Origin of the sequence: Streptomyces sp. NPDC004629 (assembly GCF_042873595.1) — a bacterium.
GTDB lineage: Bacteria > Actinomycetota > Actinomycetes > Streptomycetales > Streptomycetaceae > Streptomyces.
In genome coordinates, this window is sequence record NZ_JBIALO010000003.1 from 169,557 (window position 1) to 189,516 (window position 19,960).

Below are 19,960 nucleotides of genomic sequence, written 5' to 3' on the forward strand. Positions count from 1 at the left end.
GGCGTTTCCTCCGTCCCGGAGCGGCTGAGACCAGGATAGAGCAGCCCTGCAATTGCCTGCGCTTGCATGTAGCCCGCGTCTGCAACTATTGTGAACGCACGCAAAGCGCATCTGCAATCGTCAGGGAAGGGTTGGCCCCTTATGCCTCTCGCGCTCCTGGCCCTCGCGATCGGGGCCTTCGGCATCGGAACGACCGAATTCGTGATCATGGGCCTGCTGCCCGAGGTGGCGGGCGAGTTCGGCGTCTCCATCCCCACCGCGGGCCTGCTCGTGACCGGCTACGCGCTCGGCGTGGTGATCGGCGCCCCGCTGATGACCGTGCTCGGCACCAAGGTCCCGCGCAAGCGGATGCTGATGCTGCTGATGGGCCTGTTCATCGCCGGGAACCTGTTGTCCGCCCTCGCCCCCGCCTTCGCGGTCATGCTGGTCGGGCGGGTGATCGCCTCCCTGGCCCACGGCGCGTTCTTCGGCATTGGATCGGTCGTCGCCGCGGAACTGGTCGCCCCGAACAAGAAGGCCGGGGCCATCGCGATGATGTTCACCGGGCTGACCGTCGCCAACGTGGTCGGTGTCCCGCTGGGCACGCTCATCGGACAGCACATCGGCTGGCGGGTCACCTTCGCTGTCGTCGCGGCCCTCGGTGTCGTCGGCCTGGCCGGCATCGCCCGGCTGGTCCCCGAGATGCCCAGGCTCGAAGGCGTGCACCTGCGCCACGAACTGGCCGCCTTCAAAAACGCCCAGGTGCTGCTCGCCATGGCGATGACCGTCCTCGGCTTCGGCGGAGTCTTCGCGGCCATCACCTACATCGCGCCGATGATGACCCACATCGCCGGCTTCGCCGACGGCTCCGTCACCTGGCTGCTGGTGCTCTTCGGCCTCGGCATGGTCGCCGGCAACCTCATCGGTGGCAGGTTCGCCGACCGCGCCCTGATGCCCATGCTGTATGTCTCCCTGGGCGCCCTGGCCGTCGTGCTCGCCCTCTTCACGGTCACCGCGCACCACAAGATCGCGGCGGCCGTGACCATCGCGCTGATCGGAGCCCTCGGCTTCGCCACCGTGCCGCCCCTGCAGAAGCGTGTCCTCGACCAGGCGCACGGTGCTCCCACGCTGGCCTCGGCCGTGAACATCGGGGCCTTCAACCTGGGCAACGCACTCTCCGCCTGGCTCGGCGGCATCGTGATCTCGGCGGGCTTCGGCTACACCGCCCCCAACTGGGTCGGCGCCGCCCTCGCCGCGGCCGCGCTGCTGCTCGCCTTCCTCTCGGCCGTACTGGAGCGCCGGGGCTCCGCCGCCGGCACCGTGGTGACGGCCGGCACGTCCACCACCCACCGGACGGCCGTCCACCACTGAACCGACCTCGGCCGGGAACGAAACACACCTTCAACGACACCTCTCAAGGAGCCCCCCCATGAGCAGCACCACTGCCGTCGCCCCGCTCACCACCCAGGAGGCCGAGACCCTGGTCAGTGCGGCCCGCACTGCGGCCGAGGCGGCCGGGGTCACTGTCAGCGTCACCGTCCTGGACGCGGGCGGCCATCTGCTCGCCTTCCGCCGGGACGACCGAGCGGTGCTGATCTCCGGAGAGACCAGCACCCGCAAGGCGTACACCGCGCTCCAGTTGAACGCGCCCACCGCCGACCTGGTCGACGCCGTACAGCCCGGTGGGCTCTTCCACACCCTGCCCACCGCGCTCGACCGGCCCCTGCTGTTCATCGCGGGCGGCATCCCGGTGCACCGCGACGGTCGGCTGATCGGTGCGATCGGCGTGGGCGGCGGCGCGCCCGAGCAGGACCACGGCTTCGCCCTCACCGCGGTCCGCGCGCTCGCCTGAGTGCTCCTCCCGTCCCGGCGACGCCGGCTCCCGCCACGCGGCGGAAGCCGGCGTTCGTCGTCCGCGAGCGTTCCTCAGCCCGCCGCCACGGTCAGCGGCGCGAACCGGCGGGTCCAGTCGCCGGGCAGATCCGTGCTGCCGTACGTCATCACCGCGTTGAAGGCGACGGACGCCAGCCCGCGTTCCCTCACCCAGGCCAGCAGCTCCTCGTGCCGTACGTCGATGTCGGTGCGCAGCGGGCGGTCGGTGTGGGCGGCGAGGGCGGTGATCAGAGCCTTCGCGGTCTCCGTGTCGCGGGCGATCAGCGGACCGACGACATGGGTGTCCATATTGGGCCAGGCGCCCGCGTAGCCGATGATCCGGCCGTTGTCCTCGGCGACGTACAGCCGGTCGGCGAAGGCGGGGAGCCGGGTGATGACGGGGGTGCGGTCGACGCCGAACACCTCCTCGTCGAGCCTGACGATCGAGGTCAGATCCTCGGCGGTGGCCGCACGGGTGGCGACCGGGGACGGCGGCCCCTGAGGGCTGAAGCGCCCGCGCACCATCTCCGCGCGACCGGTGACCTTGAAGCCCAGCTCCTCGTACAGCGGGCGGCCGTACGGCGTCGCGTACAGCGTCAGGGGTGTGGTTCCCATCGTCGAGACGACATGACCCATCAGCCGGCGTCCCACGCCCTGGCGGGCGTGCCGCTCGGCGACCAGGACCATGCCGACGGCAGCCAGATCGGGGTGGTCCTGAGGACCGTACTCCGTGACGACACAGGCGGCGACGAGACCGCCGTCGGGGTCGTCGATACCGTGCCCCCTTCCTGCCGTGAGGAGGAAGCCCCACTTGTGTTCCTCGCGAGGCCACCCCCGATCCTCTGACAAGTCGGCGCAGGCGCTGAGATCGCGGGGCGTCAGGCGACGGATGGGCAAGGAGGCGAGGGAAGGTGTTGGCACGCAGGTCAGGCTGTCCGAACAGCACCCCTGACGTCTACCTGTTTCGGGTAGAGACACGTTCTTTTGGCCATGGCGTGGTCATCGGCACGGTGGGCCGATACGGATGTTTCACGTGAAACCGGGATCGGGATCCGGACGGGCCCACGCAAGACCCCCGGCAGCGGGTGGGATCTGTGGGATGCCGATGAATTGGTGCGCCGCGCCCGGTAATTGAGGGATTCCATGGTTCGCCCGTTGTTCGATTCGTGGGGGAGGAAGGAGGGACTTGTGTGCGCGGCGGCTGCCGGTATGGTCGACTCCGGTTCATGTCCGGGGTGGGGTTCACACCGCTCGGAACGCGACGCTGTGGTGCCCTCACCGGCCGCCGGGGCGAAGTGAGAAGGCAAGCCGTCCGCGGGCAAAGCAGGCACACCTTCCGATCGAGGAAGCGCGCGGACGGACCGAAAGATGTTCGAGGCGAGGCACACCATGGACGCTCCGACCACCACGTCGGCGGACAACCGCACTTCGGACGGGGGCGGTTGGTTCACACCCCGCCGAATGCCGCCGGTCGCACCGTCGGACGGCGATCAGGAGCCGCGGGAGGGCCGCCGCCCGGCCGTGCTGCGACCGGTGGGACGCCGTACGCAGGAGACCCGCGAGCACCCGTCCGCGTCCGCCCCCGCCCCCGCCGTTCCTGCCCCTGGCTCGCCGCCCTCCGGATCATCGTCCCCAAGCTCTCTGCCCTCCGGCTCGTCGCCACCCGCCTCGTCGCCACCCGGCTCGTTGGCCGCCATGGGCGAGGCCACGGAGGCTGTGGGCGAAACCCCACCGGCTGCCGAGCGAATAACGGAGCCCTCCTCGCCACCCCCCGAGGCGCCGGCCACCCCGTTCGACCCGCCGCAGCGCGAACAGCGTGTGCCCGCGCAGCGTTCCGCGCCCGTCTCCCCGCAGGCCTCACCGGACGCCCTTCTCATCCGTCGCACCATGGCCGAGGTCGGGCCGGTCGCCGACAAGGTCACCTCGTACTTCTATGCGCTCCTCTTTGTGCGCCATCCCGATCTGCGGCCGCTGTTCCCGGCCGCGATGGACACCCAGCGGGACCGGCTCCTGAAGGCCCTGCTGACCGCGGCCGAGCACATCGACGACACCCCCGTCCTCATCGACTATCTGCAGAACCTCGGCCGTGGCCACCGCAAGTACGGCACCCGGGCCGAGCACTACCCGGCCGTCGGCGAGTGCCTCATCGGCGCGCTGAGCAAGTACGCCTCCGCCGTCTGGGACGCGGAGACGGAGGCGGCGTGGGTGCGGGCGTACACGACGATGTCGCAGGTGATGATCGACGCGGCGGCCCTGGACGAAATGCGCTCCCCGGCCTGGTGGCACGCGGAGATCGTCAGCCATGAACTCAGGACGCCCGACGTGGCGGTCGTCTCTGTCCGCCCGGACCAGCCCTATCCCTTCCTCGCCGGGCAGTACACCAGCCTGGAGACGCCCTGGTGGCCGCGGATCTGGCGGCACTACTCCTTCGCCTCCGCGCCCCGTTCCGACGGGTTGCTGACGTTCCATGTGAAGGCCGTCCCCGCGGGCTGGGTCTCCAACGCCCTGGTGCACCGCGCCCGCCCGGGCGACACCGTCCGGCTCGGCCCGCCGTCCGGCTCGATGACGGTCGACCACACCACGGACAGCGGTCTGCTCTGCCTCGGCGGCGGCACGGGCATAGCGCCCATCAAGGCGCTCATCGAGGACGTCGCCGAACACGGCGAGCGCCGCACGGTCGAGGTCTTCTACGGCGCCCGCACCGACCACGACCTGTACGACATCGACACGATGCTCCGGCTCCAGCAGACCCACCCCTGGCTCTCGGTCCGGGCGGTCATCGACCAGCAGGCGCAACTCCGGCTCCCCGACGCCATCCGGGAGTACGGTCCCTGGAACGAGTACGACGCCTATCTCTCGGGGCCGCCCGGGATGATCCGCAGCGGGGTCACCATGCTGCGGAACGCAGGCATCCCGGCGGAGCGCATACGGCACGACTCGGTCGAGGAACTCGTCGCCGTCGGGGACTGAGCCGTCAGCCGAGATCCGGGGCGTGCATGGCGCGCACGCCTTCGATATTGCCGTCCAGATAGTGCCGCAGCGACAGCGGCACGAGATGGACGGAGGCGATGCCGACGCGGGTGAACGGCACCCGCACGATCTCGTACTCGCCGATGGGCTCGTCCACTTCGGGGCCGTGGCGCAGGGCCGGGTCCATGGACTCCAGTCGGCAGACGAAGAAGTGCTGCACCTTCACACCGGTCGCGCCGCCGTCCTCACCGATGTGCTCCACGGTGTCCACGAAACAGGGCACCACATCGGTGATCTTGGCGCCGAGTTCCTCGTACACCTCGCGGTGCAGGGCGTCGACGACGGTTGTGTCCTTCGGCTCGACCCCGCCACCGGGGGTGACCCAGTAGGGATCGATTCCGGGCTTGGTGCGCTTGATCAGAATCAGGTCGTCGCCGTCCAGGAGGACGGCACGTGCGGTGCGCTTGACCACGGGTCGGACGGTCATGGAGGAAATGTGGCCCGGCTGGTTCCACGTGAAACATCGCAAAGTGCCACGGGCCGACCGCACGGTGTGACCCCGCCATGGGCTGCTCAGCCCCAGTCCGTGGCCGCCCGCTGGAGCCATTCGTGCGCCCGCGCGATGTGCGGCATGGCGAGGGTGCCGGTGCGCACCACCAGGAAGTACGTACGCAGCGGCGGCACCGGGGGCTCGTGCAGCGCGATCACCTCACCGCGGTCGAGGGCGCAAGCGCACAGATAGCGCGGCAGGACGGCCAGTCCGGCGCCCGCCGTCGCACACGCGAGGACCGCTCTCAGATCGGGGACGATCACGGTGCCCGAGGCGGCCGGGCGGCAGTCGAAGACGGAGGCCCAGTACCGGGAGACGAACGGCAGCGACTCGTGGACCTCGACGACGGGCAGGTTCTCCAGGGCGGGCGCCCCTTTGCTGCGCACCTGCCCGGCGTCGATCTCCTCGGCCCAGCGCGGGGCGGCGACCAGGACATGCTCCTCGTCGCACAGTGGGGTCGCCGTGAGCAGGGCACCGCGGGGGCGGGCCGTGCCGATGGCCAGGTCGTGATGTCCGGCGGCCAGCCCCTCCAGGATCTCCTCGGCGTTGCCGAAGGAGGCGCGGAGGGCGAATCCCTGACCGTCGTCGCCGGTGAGTTCCGTGAGCGCCGGGAGCGCACGTTCGGCGGTGAACTCGGGCGGGCCGGCCAGATGCAGGGTGCGCGGGGAGGACTCGTCGTCCAGGCCGGTCTCGGTGATCTCCACCAGGGCATCGAGATGCGGGGCGGCCTTGTGGGCGAGTTCATCGCCGATGGTCGTCGGGGTCACCCCGCGGGCCTGCCGCAGGAACAGGGGGCGGCCCAGTTGCCGCTCCAGCGTCCGGATCTGGGAGGTGACCGCCGGCTGGGACAGACCCAGCAGCGCGGCGGCGCGGGTGAAGGAACCGGCCCGGTGCACGGTCACGAAGGTACGCAGCAAGGCCAGATCCATGGCGTGCCTTCCCCTTCCCCTGTCCCTCGCGGGGCCTCCGGGCAGGGCCCAACGATAAATAAGTCGATAGGTCTCTGTCGCTACTGTGATTGGACACTGACAGAGAGTCAACTAGCCTTGTTGGCGCGGTTCTTCGCGCGCGGAGAACCGCGGCGGTCCGAGCCACGAGGGGGGAGGCTCGGACCGCCCGTCGTATGCGACAGGTACGCCGTCCGCGCCCCGAAGCGGTGCATGACCGGCGCTGTACATGCCCCCGTGCATCGACCGGACGTCGCGCGCGGCCAACCCGGTCCATAGACCTCCGGAACCCTCCGGGACCCACTGGAGACGTCTGGAGACCTTCCAGGGCCCGTCATCCGGTCACGGAGCCGACTCGTCCAGCGCACGCAGCAGATCGGCCACCAGGTCCTCGGGGTCCTCGGCGCCGACCGACAGCCGGATGAACCCCTCCGGGACCGGATCTCCGCCCCAGCGGCCGCGGCGTTCGGCCGTGGACCGGACTCCGCCGAAGCTCGTCGCGTCCTCGACGAGCCGCAGCGCCTCCAGGAAGCGCTCGGCACGCGCGCGTGTGGGCAGCGTGAAGGAGACCACGGACCCATAGCGCCGCATCTGCTGCGCGGCGACCTTGTGCGAGGGGTCGTCGGGCAGCCCCGGATAGCGCAGCCCGGCCACCTCGGGTCTGTCCCGCAGCGCCCGGGCGACGGTGAGCGCCGTGGCGTCCTGCCGGTCCACGCGCAGCTGGAGCGTGGCGATGGAACGGTGCGCGAGCCAGGCCTCCATGGGCCCCGAGATCGCCCCGACGATCTTGCGCCAGCGGCGCACGGCGGCCATCGCCTCCGGATCGCGCCCGGCGACATAGCCAAGAAGCACGTCCCCGTGGCCGGTGAGCTGCTTGGTGCCGCTCGCCACCGAGAAGTCCGCGCCCAGCTCCAGGGGGCGCTGCCCCAGCGGCGTGGCCAGGGTGTTGTCGACGGCGACCAGGGCGCCACGCGCGTGTGCCGCCTCGGCCAGGCGACGGATGTCGCACACGTCGAGCCCGGGGTTCGACGGCGTCTCGATCCACAGCAGCTTCGCCCCGTCCAGCGCGTCGAGCTGGGCGTCGCCCGCGGTCGGCGCGGTGCGCACCTCGATGCCGTACGCCTCCAGCTGGGCGCGTACCAGCGGCAGCACCTGGTAGCCGTCGGAGGGCAGCACGACCGTGTCCCCGGCGCGCAGCTGGGAGAAGAGCACCGACGAGATGGCCGCCATACCGGAGGCGAACACCAGCGTCTCGACACCGTCCCGGCCGGGCGCCTCCAGCTCGCCGATGGCGCCTTCCAGCAGCGTCCAGGTCGGGTTGTCGTCACGGCCGTAGGCGTAGGGGCCCGTCACCTCGCCGGGCAGGTGGAAATGGGCGGCGAAGACAGGCCCGGGCAGCGTCGGCTCGTGCTTGACCGGATCGGGCAGTCCGGCGCGGACCGCGCGTGTGCCGTCGCCGGGCCGGCCGGCATCCTCGGTGGCGTCGCTCATGCGGCCCGTCCCTCCAGATGGTCGCGTACGGCGGCGAGCAGCCCTGTGCTCGCCGCCTCCACCATCTCAAGGCACTCCGCGAAGCCGTCCGGCCCCCCGTAGTACGGGTCGGGCACGTCCAGGTCGTCCCCGGCGCCGGCATCGTACGAGCGCAGCAGCCGCACCTTGCGCGCGTCCTCCTCCGTGTGTGCCAGGCGGCGCAGGGCCTTGAGGTGTCCGGAGTCGAGGGCGATCACCAGGTCGAGCCGGGAGAACCACGACAGCTGGAACCGCCGGGCCGTGTGGTCGATGTCATAGCCGTGTTCTTCCAGGACGGCGACGGCGCGCGGATCGGCGCCCTCGCCCTCGTGCCAGCCGCCGGTGCCCGCGCTGTCGACCTCGACGAGATCCGCGAGTTCCGCCTCCGCCGTGCGGGCGCGGAAGACGGATTCGGCCATCGGGGAGCGGCAGATGTTGCCGGTGCAGACGAAGCAGACGCGGTAAGTCATCGCGGGTTCAGTCCTTGCCCTCGGGCAGGACGAGGTTCAGCGCCCAGGACACGATCGAGATGATCAGACCGCCGAGAACGGCGGTCCAGAACCCCTCCACGTGGAAGCTCAGCTGGAGCTTGTCGCACAGCCATGAGGTCAGCAGCAGCATCAGCGCGTTGACCACCAGGGTGATCAGGCCGAGCGTCAGGATGAACAAGGGGAAGGTCAGAACCTGCACGACCGGCTTGACCAGGAAGTTCACCAGGCCGAAGATCAGGGCGACGACGATCAGCGTACCGGTCTTCTTGGCGGTGCTGTCACCTGTCAGGGTGATCTTGTCGAGCAGCCATACGGCGACGGCCAGGGCACCCGCGTTGGCGATCGTCTTGACTACGAAATTCTTCATGTGTCTGATCGTGGCAGACGAGATCGGCGACGAGCAGTGGGGCGAGGGCGGCAAGGGCGATGAAGGCATTCCGGCTGGACGAACTGGAGGCGGAGCGCGCCGCCAACGAGGGCGCCTACCTGCAGTTTCTGCGCGAACGGAACATGTCGGTCGGTCTGTACGCGCTCAATGCGGGCGAGCACGACCCGCAGCAGCCGCACCGGCAGGACGAGGTGTACTTCGTCGTGAGCGGTCGTGCCTCGATCACCGTCGGCACGGAGACGACACAGGTGGCGCGCGGCAGCGTGGTGTACGTGCCGGCCGGCGTGGCCCACAAGTTCCATCACATCAGCGAGGATCTGCGGGTCCTGGTGGTCTTCTCTCCGCCCGAGGCGTGACCCCGGCCCCCCGGGATCCCTAGGGGAACGGTCAGGGGCGGACAAGGGGTGCTGGGCCCCCGCGGCGGCGCCCCGCGGCCCTAGCATCGAGAGCGGGACATCGACGACCATCGAGACATCGACAGGCGTCGAGGACCCTCGGACACGTGGAACGTGTCCGGGAACACCTGGCAACGCAGAGAAGGACGAGGGCAATGCGAGAGATCTTCGCGGGACTGCCGTGGTGGGTGAAGTGGGTCGCGGTGCCGGTCATCGCCCTGGTCGTGTTCGGCGGCCTGATCGCGACCGTGGTCGGCTTCGTGATCGGTCTGCTCTTCAAGGCGCTGATCTTCGTGGCGCTGGTCGGCGGCCTCATCTACGTGGTGCGGAAGTTCATGTCCAGCTCCTCGTCGCGCGGCGACTGGTGAGCACCCTGAGAGAACGGTGACGGTAACAGGAATCACCGGTTCCCTCGCGCGAGGGAAGTTTCCGGGCAGACCGGCCCCCAGCCGTGGCCGACGGTTAGAGTCCGGAACTCCACGCGGGGTCCGGCCCCTCCGGGCGGTGCAGGCCCCACCCGGTTCCCCGCACGGGCTGCCCCTCGCGCTTCGGGAGTGACCTTGGCCACGGTTGACACCGCACCCGCGGAGACGCCCACGTCTCCCTGTCCGGCGCCCCCCGCGGCGCCTCCCGTGCAGCGGCCGCCCGCCGCGGCCATCCCCGAGCAGTCGCACTCCGCGACCCTCATCGGATCCGTGCAGCGTGCGATGCGCCTGCTGGAGTGCGTCGCCGGGCACGAGTACGGAGCCCCCGCCAAGCAGTTGGCCCGCGAGACCAAGCTGGCGCTCCCCACGGCGTACCACCTGCTGCGCACCCTTGTGCACGAGGGCTATCTGCGGCGCGAGAAGGGGCTGTTCTTCCTCGGTGAGGCGGCCGTGCGGCTGAGTGGCAGCGGCGCGAAGCAGAAACGTCGCAGCACGGTGGCCTCCACGCTCGCGCGCTGGCGCGACTCCATCGGTGTCCCCGTGTACTACGCCGTGTACCGCGGGGGTGAGATCGACGTCGTGTGCGTCTCCGACACTCCGGGCAACCCGGCGGTCGAGGAGTGGGCCGACTTCCGCGAGACCGGGCACGCGCACGCGATCGGCCAGTGCCTGCTGTCCCAAATGGACGACGCGGCGCGCCGCGACCACCTCGACCGCTACCCGGTGCAGTCCCTCACCCCGTACACCGTGCGTGACGACCACAGCCTGCTGCGGCGTCTGGAGCGGATGGGGCGGATGGAACCGGTGACGGAGCGGCAGGAGTACGCACTGGGCACGGTCTGCGCCGCCGTCCCGATCACGGTCGGCACCACGGCGGCAACGATGGCCCTCTCGATGCCCGCCCGCCAGGCCGACCGGCTGCTGCCCGCGGTGGAGCGACTGCAGGCCGGGATCGGACGGCATCTCGGGGCGCTCGCGCTCTCTATCAGTATCTGAAAACTCACTCCTTGTGATCTGTCGCATACGTTCAGCAAGATGCCCTCAGTGGCAGTGGGGTCATTCGAGGCCGGTCGGCGTTACACGACGGGGTAGGCGATGCGCGAGTCCGTACAGGCAGAGGTCATGATGAGCTTTCTCGTGTCCGAGGAGCTCTCTTTCCGCATTCCGGTGGAGCTGCGGTACGAGACCTGTGATCCCTATGCCGTACGGCTGACCTTCCATCTGCCCGGGGACGCCCCGGTGACCTGGGCCTTCGGGCGGGAGTTGCTGGTCGACGGCGTGGGCAGACCCTGCGGGGACGGGGATGTGCACATCGCGCCCAGCGATCCCGACGTTCTGGGCGAGGTGCTGATCCGGCTTCAGGTCGGCGGCGATCAGGCCATGTTCCGCTCCTCGACGCCACCGCTGGTGGCGTTCCTGGACCGTACGGACAAGCTGGTGCCGCTGGGCCAGGAGGGGGCGCTGGCCGATTTCGACGCTCATCTCGACGAGGCCCTGGACCGCATCCTGGCCGAGGAGCAGAGCGCCGGCTGAGGCGTCCTGCGTCGCAGAGTCCGCCCGACCGTGCCGCACCGGATTGTGCAGGAACGCTTCTCCTTGTCCGTTCCGGCCTTCCGCAGGCTCCTTTCTGCAGGCTCCTCTGTGTCCGCCGTGCGGGGCGTCACCGCTTGCGGCGCCTGCCCCGGCCGCCCCGTGCCACGGTGGGTTGCCCCGCCCCCGCGGGGGGTTGGGCCGCCCCCGTGGGGGCCGCTGACTGCCGCCCCGGCCGGTCGGCCGACACCACCAGGGCCGCCAGCGCCGTGGTGACGGGCACCGAGGCGACGAGGCCGATGGAGCCCACCAGGGTGCGGACGATCTCCTCCGCCACCAGTTCGCTGTTGGCGACCGTGCCGACACTGCTCTGCGCGATCGAGAAGAGCAGCAGCAACGGCAACGCGGCACCGGCATAGGCGAGGACGAGCGTGTTGACGACGGATGCGATGTGGTCGCGGCCGATGCGGATGCCCGCCCGGTACAGCCCGCGCCAGCCCATCGAGGGATTGGCCTCGTGCAACTCCCAGACGGCCGACGTCTGGGTCACCGTCACATCGTCCAGGACGCCCAGCGAACCGATGATGACGCCGGCCAGGAGCAGACCGCTCATGTCGATCGCCGGATACAGCCCGTGGATGAGGCCGGTGTTGTCGTCCGTGTTGCCCGTCAGCGCCGCCCAGCCGATGAACCCCGAGCCGAGGACGCCGATCAGCAGGAGCGAGACCAGCGTGCCGAGCACCGCCACCGAGGTCCGGGCCGACAGCCCATGACAGGTGTACAGGGCGATCAGCATGATGGCGCTCGATCCGACCACCGCCACGACCAGCGGGTTCGAGCCCTGGAGAATGGCGGGCAGGATGAAGAGGGTCAGCACCAGGAAGCTGATGGCCAGGGAGACCAGCGCCATCACGCCACGCAGCCGGCCCACCACCACGACGACGAGCGCGAAGATGCCGGCGAGCAGCACCAGGGGGAACTTCCGGTTCACGTCGGTGACCGAGTACTGCAGGTCCTTCGGTGCCGACGGCTCGTACGCGACGACGACCTTCTCCCCCTGGTGCAACTGCCGTGACTGGTCCGGCTGGACGATCTCCGTGAACGTACGGCCCTTGTCCTTGCCGGTGTCGACCCGGATCGTGGCCTTTTTGCAGGTGCCGGTTGCCTGCTGCTGTGCGGAGCTGCCCTCGGCGGTGGACGTGTCACCGGTCGGGGTGTCCCCCGAGGCGTTCACCGACTTGCAGCTCACCGCGACGACCTGGGTGACCGTGGCCTGCTGCGTCTGCCGGTCGAAGCCGACCCCGGTGCGCTCGTGCGACGGTGCGCCACCGGGCCAGAGCACCATGAGCCCGACGACGACCGCCGCGGCGAACGGGATGAGGACGGCCGCGATGACCTTGCGCAGATGCTTGGAGACGGGCGCCGCGGGGCCATGACCATGACTGTGCGCGTGGCCATGGCCGTGCCCGTGGCCGTCACCGGAATCGTGGCCCTCGTGGCCGTGTCCGCCGCCCTGTGCGGAGCCCTGCCTGCGCTGTGGCCCGGACGGGGGGTGGGGGGACTGCTGCATCGTGGTCACCGACCGATCATCGCAAGAACGACAGGGGCCCTCTGTTCACCGCGCCCGAATTGACGCTAGCGTGGAGGCACCTTTGCACACGCGGGAGCTCGGAGCACCGGGCTGAGAGGGCGCTGACCTCCGTCTTCGCGATGTTTCACGTGGAACGAGTGATGTTTCACAGGAAGCACCGATGGACGGACACCGCTGCGTCGACCGCCGAACCTGTTACCGGGTAATGCCGGCGTAGGGAGTAGGTCTCATGACCAACAAGGACATACGCACGCCTGCCTCCGCACAGCACGCGGTGAACGGATCCGTCAACGGGCCCGATGGCGCCGATGACGCGGGGGCGGGACGGTCCATCGGCTGGCACAAGGGGTATGTCGCGGGCTCGCGCCCCGATCTGCGGGTGCCGGTCCGTCAGGTGCACCTGACCAACGGGGAGTCGGTGACGCTCTACGACACCTCGGGCCCGTACACCGATCCGCTCGTCGAGACCGACGTCCGCAGGGGCCTGCTGCCGCTGCGCGAGAACTGGATCATCGCCCGTGGTGACACGGAGGAGTACGCGGGCCGCCCCGTCCGCCCCGAGGACGACGGGATCAAGCACACCGCGCCGCGCGGCGGTCTGCGCAACCTGGACGCGGTTTTCCCCGGCCGCCCGCGCCAACCGCGTCGGAGCCGTGACGGCGGGGCGGTCACCCAACTCGCCTATGCGCGGCGGGGCGAGATCACTGCGGAAATGGAGTTCGTGGCGGTCCGGGAGAACGTTTCTCCCGAGGTGGTCCGCGAGGAGATCGCCGCTGGACGGGCCGTGCTGCCCGCCAATGTCAACCACCCGGAGATCGAGCCGATGATCATCGGCAAGCAGTTCCTGGTGAAGGTCAATGCCAACATCGGCAACTCGGCGGTGACGTCCTCCATCGAGGAGGAGGTCGAGAAGATGACCTGGGCGACCCGCTGGGGCGCCGATACGGTCATGGACCTGTCCACCGGTCGCAATATCCACACCACCCGCGAGTGGGTGCTGCGCAACTCCCCCGTGCCCATCGGCACGGTGCCGCTGTACCAGGCACTGGAGAAGGTCGACGGCAGGGCCGAGGAACTGAGCTGGGAGATCTACAAGGACACGGTCATCGAGCAGGCCGAGCAGGGCGTGGACTACATGACGGTCCACGCCGGGGTTCGGCTGCCGTTCGTGCCACTGACCGCGAACCGCAAGACCGGCATCGTCTCGCGCGGCGGATCGATCATGGCCGCCTGGTGCCTGGCGCACCACAAGGAGTCGTTCCTGTACGAGAACTTCGAGGAACTGTGCGAGATCCTCGCCGCCTACGACGTCACGTACTCGCTCGGCGACGGCCTGCGTCCCGGTTCGATCGCGGACGCCAACGACGAGGCGCAGTTCGCGGAACTGCGCACGCTCGGGGAACTCAACCGGATCGCGGGGCGTTTCCATGTACAGACGATGATCGAGGGCCCGGGACACGTCCCGATGCACAAGATCAAGGAGAACATCGACCTTCAGCAGGAGATCTGCGATGAAGCTCCGTTCTATACGCTCGGCCCGCTGACGACGGACGTCGCTCCGGCCTACGACCACATCACCTCCGGCATCGGCGCCGCGATGATCGCCTGGTGGGGCACGGCCATGCTCTGCTACGTCACGCCCAAGGAGCACTTGGGTCTGCCCAACCGGGACGACGTCAAGACCGGCGTCATCACCTACAAGATCGCCGCCCATGCGGCCGACCTCGCCAAGGGGCACCCGGGTGCGCAGGAGTGGGACGACGCGCTGTCCGACGCCCGCTTCGAGTTCCGGTGGGAAGACCAGTTCAACCTCGCCCTGGACCCGGACACGGCACGGGAGTTCCATGACGAGACGCTTCCGGCCGAACCCGCCAAGACGGCCCACTTCTGCTCCATGTGCGGACCGAAGTTCTGCTCGATGAAGATCAGCCACAGCATCACGGAGCGGTTCGGCGGCGACGCGGCCGACGGGGCCTTCCCGGAGGACATCGCCGAGGGAATGCTCCAGAAGTCGAAGGAGTTCGCGGCCGGCGGAAACCGGGTGTACCTGCCGATCGCCGACTGAACGCGGCGTCGTCCCGAACACCAGGAATGTGGCCGGATCACGGCGTTCCCGGCGTCGGGGCGTCTCGGGAGTCGACGGGCTCGACCGGGTGCCCGGCTTGCGCCCCCGCGGGGGCGCAAGCCGGGATCACTCGGGCTGGTGGTCCGGGCCGCCGAAGTCCGGGCTCGTGTAGTCCGGGCTGCTGAAGCTCGGACGTGAGCCCGATGCGGAGCCGTCCTCGGGGCTGCTGAAGCCCGGGCGGCCGTAGCCGAGGCGCGGCATGCGGCTGGTCGGCGCAGGCGGGTGCGTACGCAGGTTCGCCGTCCTGCCGGGTTCCGTCAGCGCGTCCCGCAGGAACGGCAGGATGCCCCGTTCCAGCAGGGCCTCCTGCCAGGCTTCCCGGGCCCGGACCAGCTCCGTGTTCGCCGCCGCGTACGCTCCCACCTCCAGCGAGGGGCGGTTGCGCAGGGCGGTGAGCAGCAGGCCGACGGCGGCGACGAGGATCGCGGCCGCGGTCACCGCACCGAACACCCAGCCCGCGGTGAGCATGGTCTGGGCGAACGCCGGCTCGGGGTCGAGCATCTTCAGGACGTAGCCGACGAGCAGGAATATCGCCGCGGCGGTTCCGGCGAGGACGGGCGCGAGGACCGCGACGACGGCGATGGCGCCCGCGCCGGTGGTCTCAGCGGCCTCGCCCAGGGTGGTGGCGAGCCCCACCGCGCCCGAGCCCGGGTCCGTGGAACCGGATTCCCGGGTGGACGACGGCGGGGTGGACGGCGCCGGCTGGCGCAGTTCCTCGCGGACCTTCACATAGTGCTGGTACTCGGTCGCCGCGGCCGCCGCGATGAGTGCGGTGGCGTTCAGCGCCATGGTGCGCAGCTGTTCGGAGTTCAGCCGCTGTCCGACAGCGGCCAGGTCAAGGCGGTGTGTTGCGGAGCGCAGCGCCTCATCGAGGATCCGCTCATAGTCCTGGCGGTCCTCGTTCAGCAGGTGCTGCGGAACGCTGTTCATGTGCATCCCCCGATGCTCCGTAGGGCTTGGGGCTCGCACGCCGGCGAGCCGTCGGGCAGAAACGGAGGGGAGCCTGCTACGGATAAGCCGATGGTAGAGCCGCGACGGTACGCGGTGACAGGGGTTGCCGGAAATTGGCAGTCGGCCGGCGCGGACGTCGTGGCGGGGCGCCTGCCCCGGGAACCCTCAGATATCCAGGGGAAGTTGCTGGACCAGCAGCTTTCCGGCCATGGTCACGCCGCCGTCCATCGCGATGGCGAGCCCGTCGGCGTAGACGTGCGGGCCTTTGACCACGGGCCCGGCGCCCTCTTCGCCGTCCTCGGAGCCGACTTGCCCGAGCAGATAGGGAATCGGGCTGTGACCGTGAACGATCCGGGTGCCGCCGTACGTATCGAGCAGTGAGCGGACGGCTTCGGCGCCGCCCTCGTCGCGGAAGGAGAAGCGTTTGGTGAACTTGCGGAACAGGTCCCAGCACTCGTCCGCGTCATTGCGGGTGAGGGTCTCGCGGACGGTGTCGTTGACGGCCTCGATCGAGTCGCCGTAGTCGAGGTAGGCGGTGGTGTCGGAGTGCACGAGCAGATAGCCGTCGACCTCCTCGACGGCGTCGAGGCGGGCCATCCACTGCAGATGGTGGTCCTGGAGCCGGTCCATGTCGGTCTTCTGGCCGCCGTTGAGGAGCCAGGCGGCCTGGAAGGTGGCGGTGCCCGCGCCGGAGTTGACGGGGGTGTCGCCGAACCGCTTGGCGCCCAGCAGGAGCAGTTCGTGGTTGCCCATGAGGGCCTTGCAGTAGCCGCCGGCCGCGGCGGCCTCGGCGGACAGCCGCATCACGAGGTCGATGACGCCGATGCCGTCGGGGCCGCGGTCGGTGAAGTCGCCGAGGAACCAGAGCCGGGCGGTGCCCGCGCACCAGTGGCCCGCGGTGTCGATCAGGCCCTTGTGCTGGAGGGCGGCGACCAGTTCGTCGAGGTACCCGTGCACATCGCCGACCACGAACAGCGCACCGGGGCCGGCCCCGGGCTGCGCGGTGGGCGCGGGCGCCGGTTCGACGGACACCTGGGGCGCGTCGCCGCGGGTGATGACGGGCAGGTCGCGTTCGGTGGGGGTGTAGCCCTCCGGGTAGCCCTCCTCGACGGGCGTGACGGTGCCGCCGGGGTGGGCGCTGTGGGCGTACGGACCGGTTTCGTTGACGTACGCGGGCACCCGGAAGTCGCGCAACGTCGCCGTCCGCTCCGCTTCGGGTCCCTGACCGGCCCCCTGAGTCATCCGACCCCTCCACCATCGCGCCGCATCTGCACCACATCGGACTGCCTGGTCGCAGCGGTCCGTGGTGTCGTGGGCCCATCATAGGAATGCGGATCGCGCCATGTGATGACCCAGGGGTGGTGAATCGGGGCAGGGGCTCGGATCATCGCGGCTTTCGCCCCGATTGGTCGCTGCTGTCACCACCGGGGCCGGGGCGGGGCGCGTCCGCCGCCGGCCCCGGACCACTAGTTCTCTTCCGGCACCCGGGGTGGGCTGACCGTTGTGCGCGGCGGCCGCCGTTGGGACGACGTGCGCACGATCAGTTCGGTCGGTATCACCTGCTCGACCGGTCGGTCCGACTCGACCCCCTCGATGGCGTCGATGAGGAGCTGGACCACGGCCGTGCCGATGCGGCGCGGCTTCAGCGAGAGTGTGGTGATGGGCGGCTCGGTGTTCGCGTACACGGTCGACTCGCTGCAGCACACCAGGAGCAGGTCGTCCGGGACCCGCAGTCCGTAGCGGCGGGCGGCGGCCAGCAGATCGGTGCCGTTGGGGTCGAACAGTCCGTAGACGGCGTCGGGGCGGTCCGGGCGGGCCAGCAGCCGGTCCGCGGCGACGGCGCCGGCGCAGGGGTCGTGCGCCGGGTAGGCCTCGTACACCGGGTCCTGGCCGACGCGTTCGCACCAGTGCAGGTAGGCGGTGGTCGACAGATGGGTGTAGGTGTCCGTCGTCGTCCCGGTGAGCAGGCCGATGCGGCGGGCACCCGCCTCGGCGAGATGGTCGAGGATGCCGAGTACGGCGGCCTCGTGGTCGTTGTCGACCCATGCCGTGACCGGGAGCCGGCCCGCCGGGCGGCCGTCGGAGACGACCGGTAAGCCCTGCCGGACCAGCTCGCTGACCACCGGATCCTGGTCGGAGGGGTCGATGACGACGGTGCCGTCCAGGGCGACGTTGGACCACACGTCGTGGCGTGAGGTCGCGGGCAGGATCACCAGCGCGTAGCCGCGGGCGAGCGCGGCGGAGGTGGCGGCCCGGGCCATCTCGGCGAAGTACGCGAACTCGGTGAAGGTGAAAGGTTCATCCCCGTAGGTCGTCACAGTGAGGCCGATGAGGCCCGATTTGCCCGTGCGGAGCGTGCGTGCCGCGGCCGACGGGCGGTAGCCCAATCGGTCGGCGACCTCGCGGACATGACGGCGGGTGGCGTCCGGGAGTCTGCCCTTGCCGTTCAGGGCATCGGAGACGGTTGTGATGGAGACTCCGGCGGCGGCGGCCACATCTCTGATGCCCGCCCGACCCGGCCGGCTGCCTCGTCGTGAGGTTTCCGCGCGGCTCACCTGGTGCTTCCCTGCTGCTGTCATGGCGAGCCGATAGTAGGGCTCATGCGGTGGGGTAGTGCGGACGCATATGCCTGCATTGACAGGCACGTTTCTGCATGGACATACCGGGTCAACCTCCTTAGAAAGAAAGGTAGTTGAGCGATCCAATGGCAGGACGTGACGTGTCGACACGCATGGGCCTGCCAAGTGTCCGATGTTTCGAAGAGGTCTCAACTCACCTGCACGAGGGATGCGCGCCAGGGCGTAAGCCACCGGCGCGTAGATATATGTGCGACGCGCCCCCTGTTTCATGTTGATTCGTATCATGATGCCCTTGATGCCGGTGAGGTTCGTGAGGTTTGCCCCTCATCGCTTCCCATAGGTCCCGGCCTGTACGCAGGGACGCCGAATCCTCATATGGTGAGCAGTATTGGATGTCGGCGGTGTTGACGGTCCGCCGGTGGTCGCGAGGAGGACTGCGGTGAGCGAGACGAGCCCCAAGCTGCGCGCCGAGCTGGAGGGTATCCCCACCTACAAGCCGGGCAAGCCCGCGGCGGCAGGCGGCCCGGCCGCCTATAAGCTCTCCTCGAACGAGAACCCGTATCCGCCGCTGCCCGGTGTCATGGAGAGCGTGACCGCCGCCGCCTCGTCCTTCAACCGCTACCCGGACATGGCGTGCACCGGGCTGATGAACGAGCTGTCGGAGCGGTTCGCCGTCCCGCTCGCGCACCTGGCCACCGGCACCGGTTCCGTCGGAGTGGCCCAGCAGCTGCTCCAGGCCACCAGCGGCCCGGGCGATGAGGTCATCTACGCCTGGCGCTCCTTCGAGGCGTACCCGATCATCACGCAGATCAGCGGTGCCCGGTCCGTGCAGGTCCCGCTCACCCCGGGCGAAGTGCACGACCTGGACGCGATGATCGATGCGATCACCGACCGGACGCGCCTGATCTTCGTCTGCAACCCCAACAACCCGACGGGCACGGTCGTGCGGCGGGCCGAGCTGGAGCGGTTCCTCGACCGGGTGCCCGCCGACGTCCTGGTGGTGCTCGACGAGGCATACCGGGAGTTCATCCGCGACCCCGAGGTGCCGGACGGGGTGGAGCTGTACCGGGACCGGCCGAACGTGTGCGTCCTGCGGACCTTCTCCAAGGCGTACGGCCTTGCCGGGCTGCGAGTCGGCTTCGCCATCGCCCATGAGCCGGTGGCGGCAGCGCTGCGCAAGACGGCGGTGCCGTTCGGGGTGAGCCAGCTCGCGCAGGAGGCGGCCATCGCCTCGCTGCGTGCCGAGGACGAGCTGTTCGGCCGGGTCGGCTCGCTGGTGTGCGAGCGGACGCGAGTGGTCGACGCGCTGCGGGCCCAGGGCTGGACCGTCGCCGAGACGCAGGCCAACTTCGTCTGGCTGCGGCTGGGGGAGCGCACCGGCGACTTCGCGGAGACCTGTGAGCGGCACGGGGTGGTGGTCCGGCCGTTCGCCGGGGAGGGGGTGCGGGTGACGGTCGGCGAGAACGAGGCGAACGACATCTTCCTGAAGGTGACCGAGGCGTTCCGCAAGGAGCTGTAGTCCCCTCCGCCCCTCGCGATGACCCTGCGTGTGGCCCGTTTCACGTGAAACGGGCCACACGTACGTCGGGGAGCCATTCGCCCGTCTCGCCCGTCTCGGGCGTGTTTCCGCAGGCGGGCATCGCCATGGGGCCATCGGT

At 69.9% G+C, this 19,960-nt stretch carries 19 protein-coding genes and 1 riboswitch; of the genes, 9 read left to right on the plus strand and 10 right to left on the minus strand.

From position 1 onward, the window contains the following. Positions 1–141 precede the first annotated feature (141 nt). Positions 142–1,350 (plus strand): MFS transporter, encoded by a 1,209-nt coding sequence (locus ACFYTE_RS06050; protein ID WP_388705518.1) that lies wholly within the window; start codon positions 142–144, stop codon positions 1,348–1,350. A 58-nt stretch (positions 1,351–1,408) separates the two neighbouring features. Further along, on the plus strand, positions 1,409–1,831 hold the full coding sequence (locus ACFYTE_RS06055; RefSeq protein WP_388705520.1) for a heme-binding protein: 423 nt from the start codon (positions 1,409–1,411) through the stop codon (positions 1,829–1,831). Positions 1,832–1,905: 74 nt separating this feature from the next. On the opposite strand, the gene ACFYTE_RS06060 is transcribed toward ACFYTE_RS06055, so the two are convergent. Beyond that, positions 1,906–2,772: a GNAT family N-acetyltransferase gene (locus tag ACFYTE_RS06060; RefSeq protein WP_388705523.1), complete on the minus strand. Its 867-nt coding sequence runs from the start codon at positions 2,770–2,772 to the stop codon at positions 1,906–1,908. 447 nt (positions 2,773–3,219) lie between these two features. On the opposite strand from ACFYTE_RS06060, the gene ACFYTE_RS06065 reads away from it, so the two are divergent. Beyond that, entirely contained in the window at positions 3,220–4,821 is a 1,602-nt protein-coding gene (locus ACFYTE_RS06065; protein ID WP_388705526.1) for a globin domain-containing protein, read from the plus strand. 4 nt (positions 4,822–4,825) lie between these two features. Here the strand turns inward: ACFYTE_RS06065 and ACFYTE_RS06070 are convergent, their stop codons facing one another. The 5 genes from ACFYTE_RS06070 to ACFYTE_RS06090 all read right to left on the minus strand — a co-directional run bounded on the left by ACFYTE_RS06070 (position 4,826) and on the right by ACFYTE_RS06090 (position 8,685). After that, positions 4,826–5,308, minus strand: coding sequence for an NUDIX domain-containing protein (locus ACFYTE_RS06070; RefSeq protein ID WP_388705529.1), 483 nt, complete (start codon positions 5,306–5,308; stop codon positions 4,826–4,828). Positions 5,309–5,394: 86 nt separating this feature from the next. Beyond that, positions 5,395–6,300: a LysR family transcriptional regulator gene (locus ACFYTE_RS06075; protein ID WP_388705531.1), complete on the minus strand. Its 906-nt coding sequence runs from the start codon at positions 6,298–6,300 to the stop codon at positions 5,395–5,397. A 360-nt stretch (positions 6,301–6,660) separates the two neighbouring features. Then, entirely contained in the window at positions 6,661–7,809 is a 1,149-nt protein-coding gene (locus ACFYTE_RS06080; protein ID WP_388705534.1) for a cystathionine gamma-lyase, read from the minus strand. Next, positions 7,806–8,297: a low molecular weight protein-tyrosine-phosphatase gene (locus ACFYTE_RS06085; protein WP_388705537.1), complete on the minus strand. Its 492-nt coding sequence runs from the start codon at positions 8,295–8,297 to the stop codon at positions 7,806–7,808. The genes ACFYTE_RS06080 and ACFYTE_RS06085 overlap by 4 nt, the downstream gene beginning before the upstream one ends. Positions 8,298–8,304: 7 nt before the next feature. Continuing rightward, positions 8,305–8,685 carry a phage holin family protein gene (locus ACFYTE_RS06090; protein WP_388705540.1) on the minus strand — a complete coding sequence of 127 codons (381 nt, stop codon included), beginning with the start codon at positions 8,683–8,685 and terminating at the stop codon, positions 8,305–8,307. A 59-nt stretch (positions 8,686–8,744) separates the two neighbouring features. On the opposite strand from ACFYTE_RS06090, the gene ACFYTE_RS06095 reads away from it, so the two are divergent. From ACFYTE_RS06095 to ACFYTE_RS06110, 4 genes are all read left to right on the plus strand, one after another. Then, positions 8,745–9,062 carry a cupin domain-containing protein gene (locus ACFYTE_RS06095; RefSeq protein WP_351730800.1) on the plus strand — a complete coding sequence of 106 codons (318 nt, stop codon included), beginning with the start codon at positions 8,745–8,747 and terminating at the stop codon, positions 9,060–9,062. A gap of 194 nt (positions 9,063–9,256) precedes the next feature. After that, positions 9,257–9,469 (plus strand): DUF5326 family protein, encoded by a 213-nt coding sequence (locus tag ACFYTE_RS06100; RefSeq protein WP_351730797.1) that lies wholly within the window; start codon positions 9,257–9,259, stop codon positions 9,467–9,469. 192 nt (positions 9,470–9,661) lie between these two features. Beyond that, on the plus strand, positions 9,662–10,522 hold the full coding sequence (locus ACFYTE_RS06105) for an IclR family transcriptional regulator (protein WP_388705544.1): 861 nt from the start codon (positions 9,662–9,664) through the stop codon (positions 10,520–10,522). Positions 10,523–10,621: 99 nt separating this feature from the next. Beyond that, positions 10,622–11,059, plus strand: a complete 438-nt coding sequence (locus tag ACFYTE_RS06110; protein WP_388705547.1) for an SsgA family sporulation/cell division regulator — start codon at positions 10,622–10,624, stop codon at positions 11,057–11,059. Positions 11,060–11,186: 127 nt separating this feature from the next. On the opposite strand, the gene ACFYTE_RS06115 is transcribed toward ACFYTE_RS06110, so the two are convergent. Next, complete coding sequence (locus ACFYTE_RS06115; protein WP_388705939.1) at positions 11,187–12,626, minus strand: YibE/F family protein; 1,440 nt, start codon at positions 12,624–12,626, stop codon at positions 11,187–11,189. Between the two features lie 80 nt (positions 12,627–12,706). Beyond that, a riboswitch (TPP riboswitch) is annotated at positions 12,707–12,884 on the plus strand. Here ACFYTE_RS06115 and thiC point away from each other — a divergent pair. Further along, positions 12,877–14,712: a phosphomethylpyrimidine synthase ThiC gene (gene thiC / locus ACFYTE_RS06120; protein WP_388705550.1), complete on the plus strand. Its 1,836-nt coding sequence runs from the start codon at positions 12,877–12,879 to the stop codon at positions 14,710–14,712. Its footprint overlaps the riboswitch before it by 8 nt. A gap of 126 nt (positions 14,713–14,838) precedes the next feature. On the opposite strand, the gene ACFYTE_RS06125 is transcribed toward thiC, so the two are convergent. The 3 genes from ACFYTE_RS06125 to ACFYTE_RS06135 all read right to left on the minus strand — a co-directional run bounded on the left by ACFYTE_RS06125 (position 14,839) and on the right by ACFYTE_RS06135 (position 18,302). Continuing rightward, a complete protein-coding gene (locus ACFYTE_RS06125) occupies positions 14,839–15,708 on the minus strand; it encodes a hypothetical protein (RefSeq protein WP_388705553.1) in 870 nt (289 codons plus the stop codon). A 180-nt stretch (positions 15,709–15,888) separates the two neighbouring features. Next, a complete protein-coding gene (locus ACFYTE_RS06130; RefSeq protein WP_388705555.1) occupies positions 15,889–16,965 on the minus strand; it encodes a metallophosphoesterase in 1,077 nt (358 codons plus the stop codon). Between the two features lie 224 nt (positions 16,966–17,189). After that, on the minus strand, positions 17,190–18,302 hold the full coding sequence (locus ACFYTE_RS06135; protein ID WP_388705557.1) for a LacI family DNA-binding transcriptional regulator: 1,113 nt from the start codon (positions 18,300–18,302) through the stop codon (positions 17,190–17,192). A 439-nt stretch (positions 18,303–18,741) separates the two neighbouring features. Between ACFYTE_RS06135 and hisC the strand changes: the two genes are divergently transcribed. After that, positions 18,742–19,821 (plus strand): histidinol-phosphate transaminase, encoded by a 1,080-nt coding sequence (gene hisC / locus ACFYTE_RS06140; RefSeq protein WP_388705559.1) that lies wholly within the window; start codon positions 18,742–18,744, stop codon positions 19,819–19,821. Positions 19,822–19,960 lie beyond the last annotated feature (139 nt).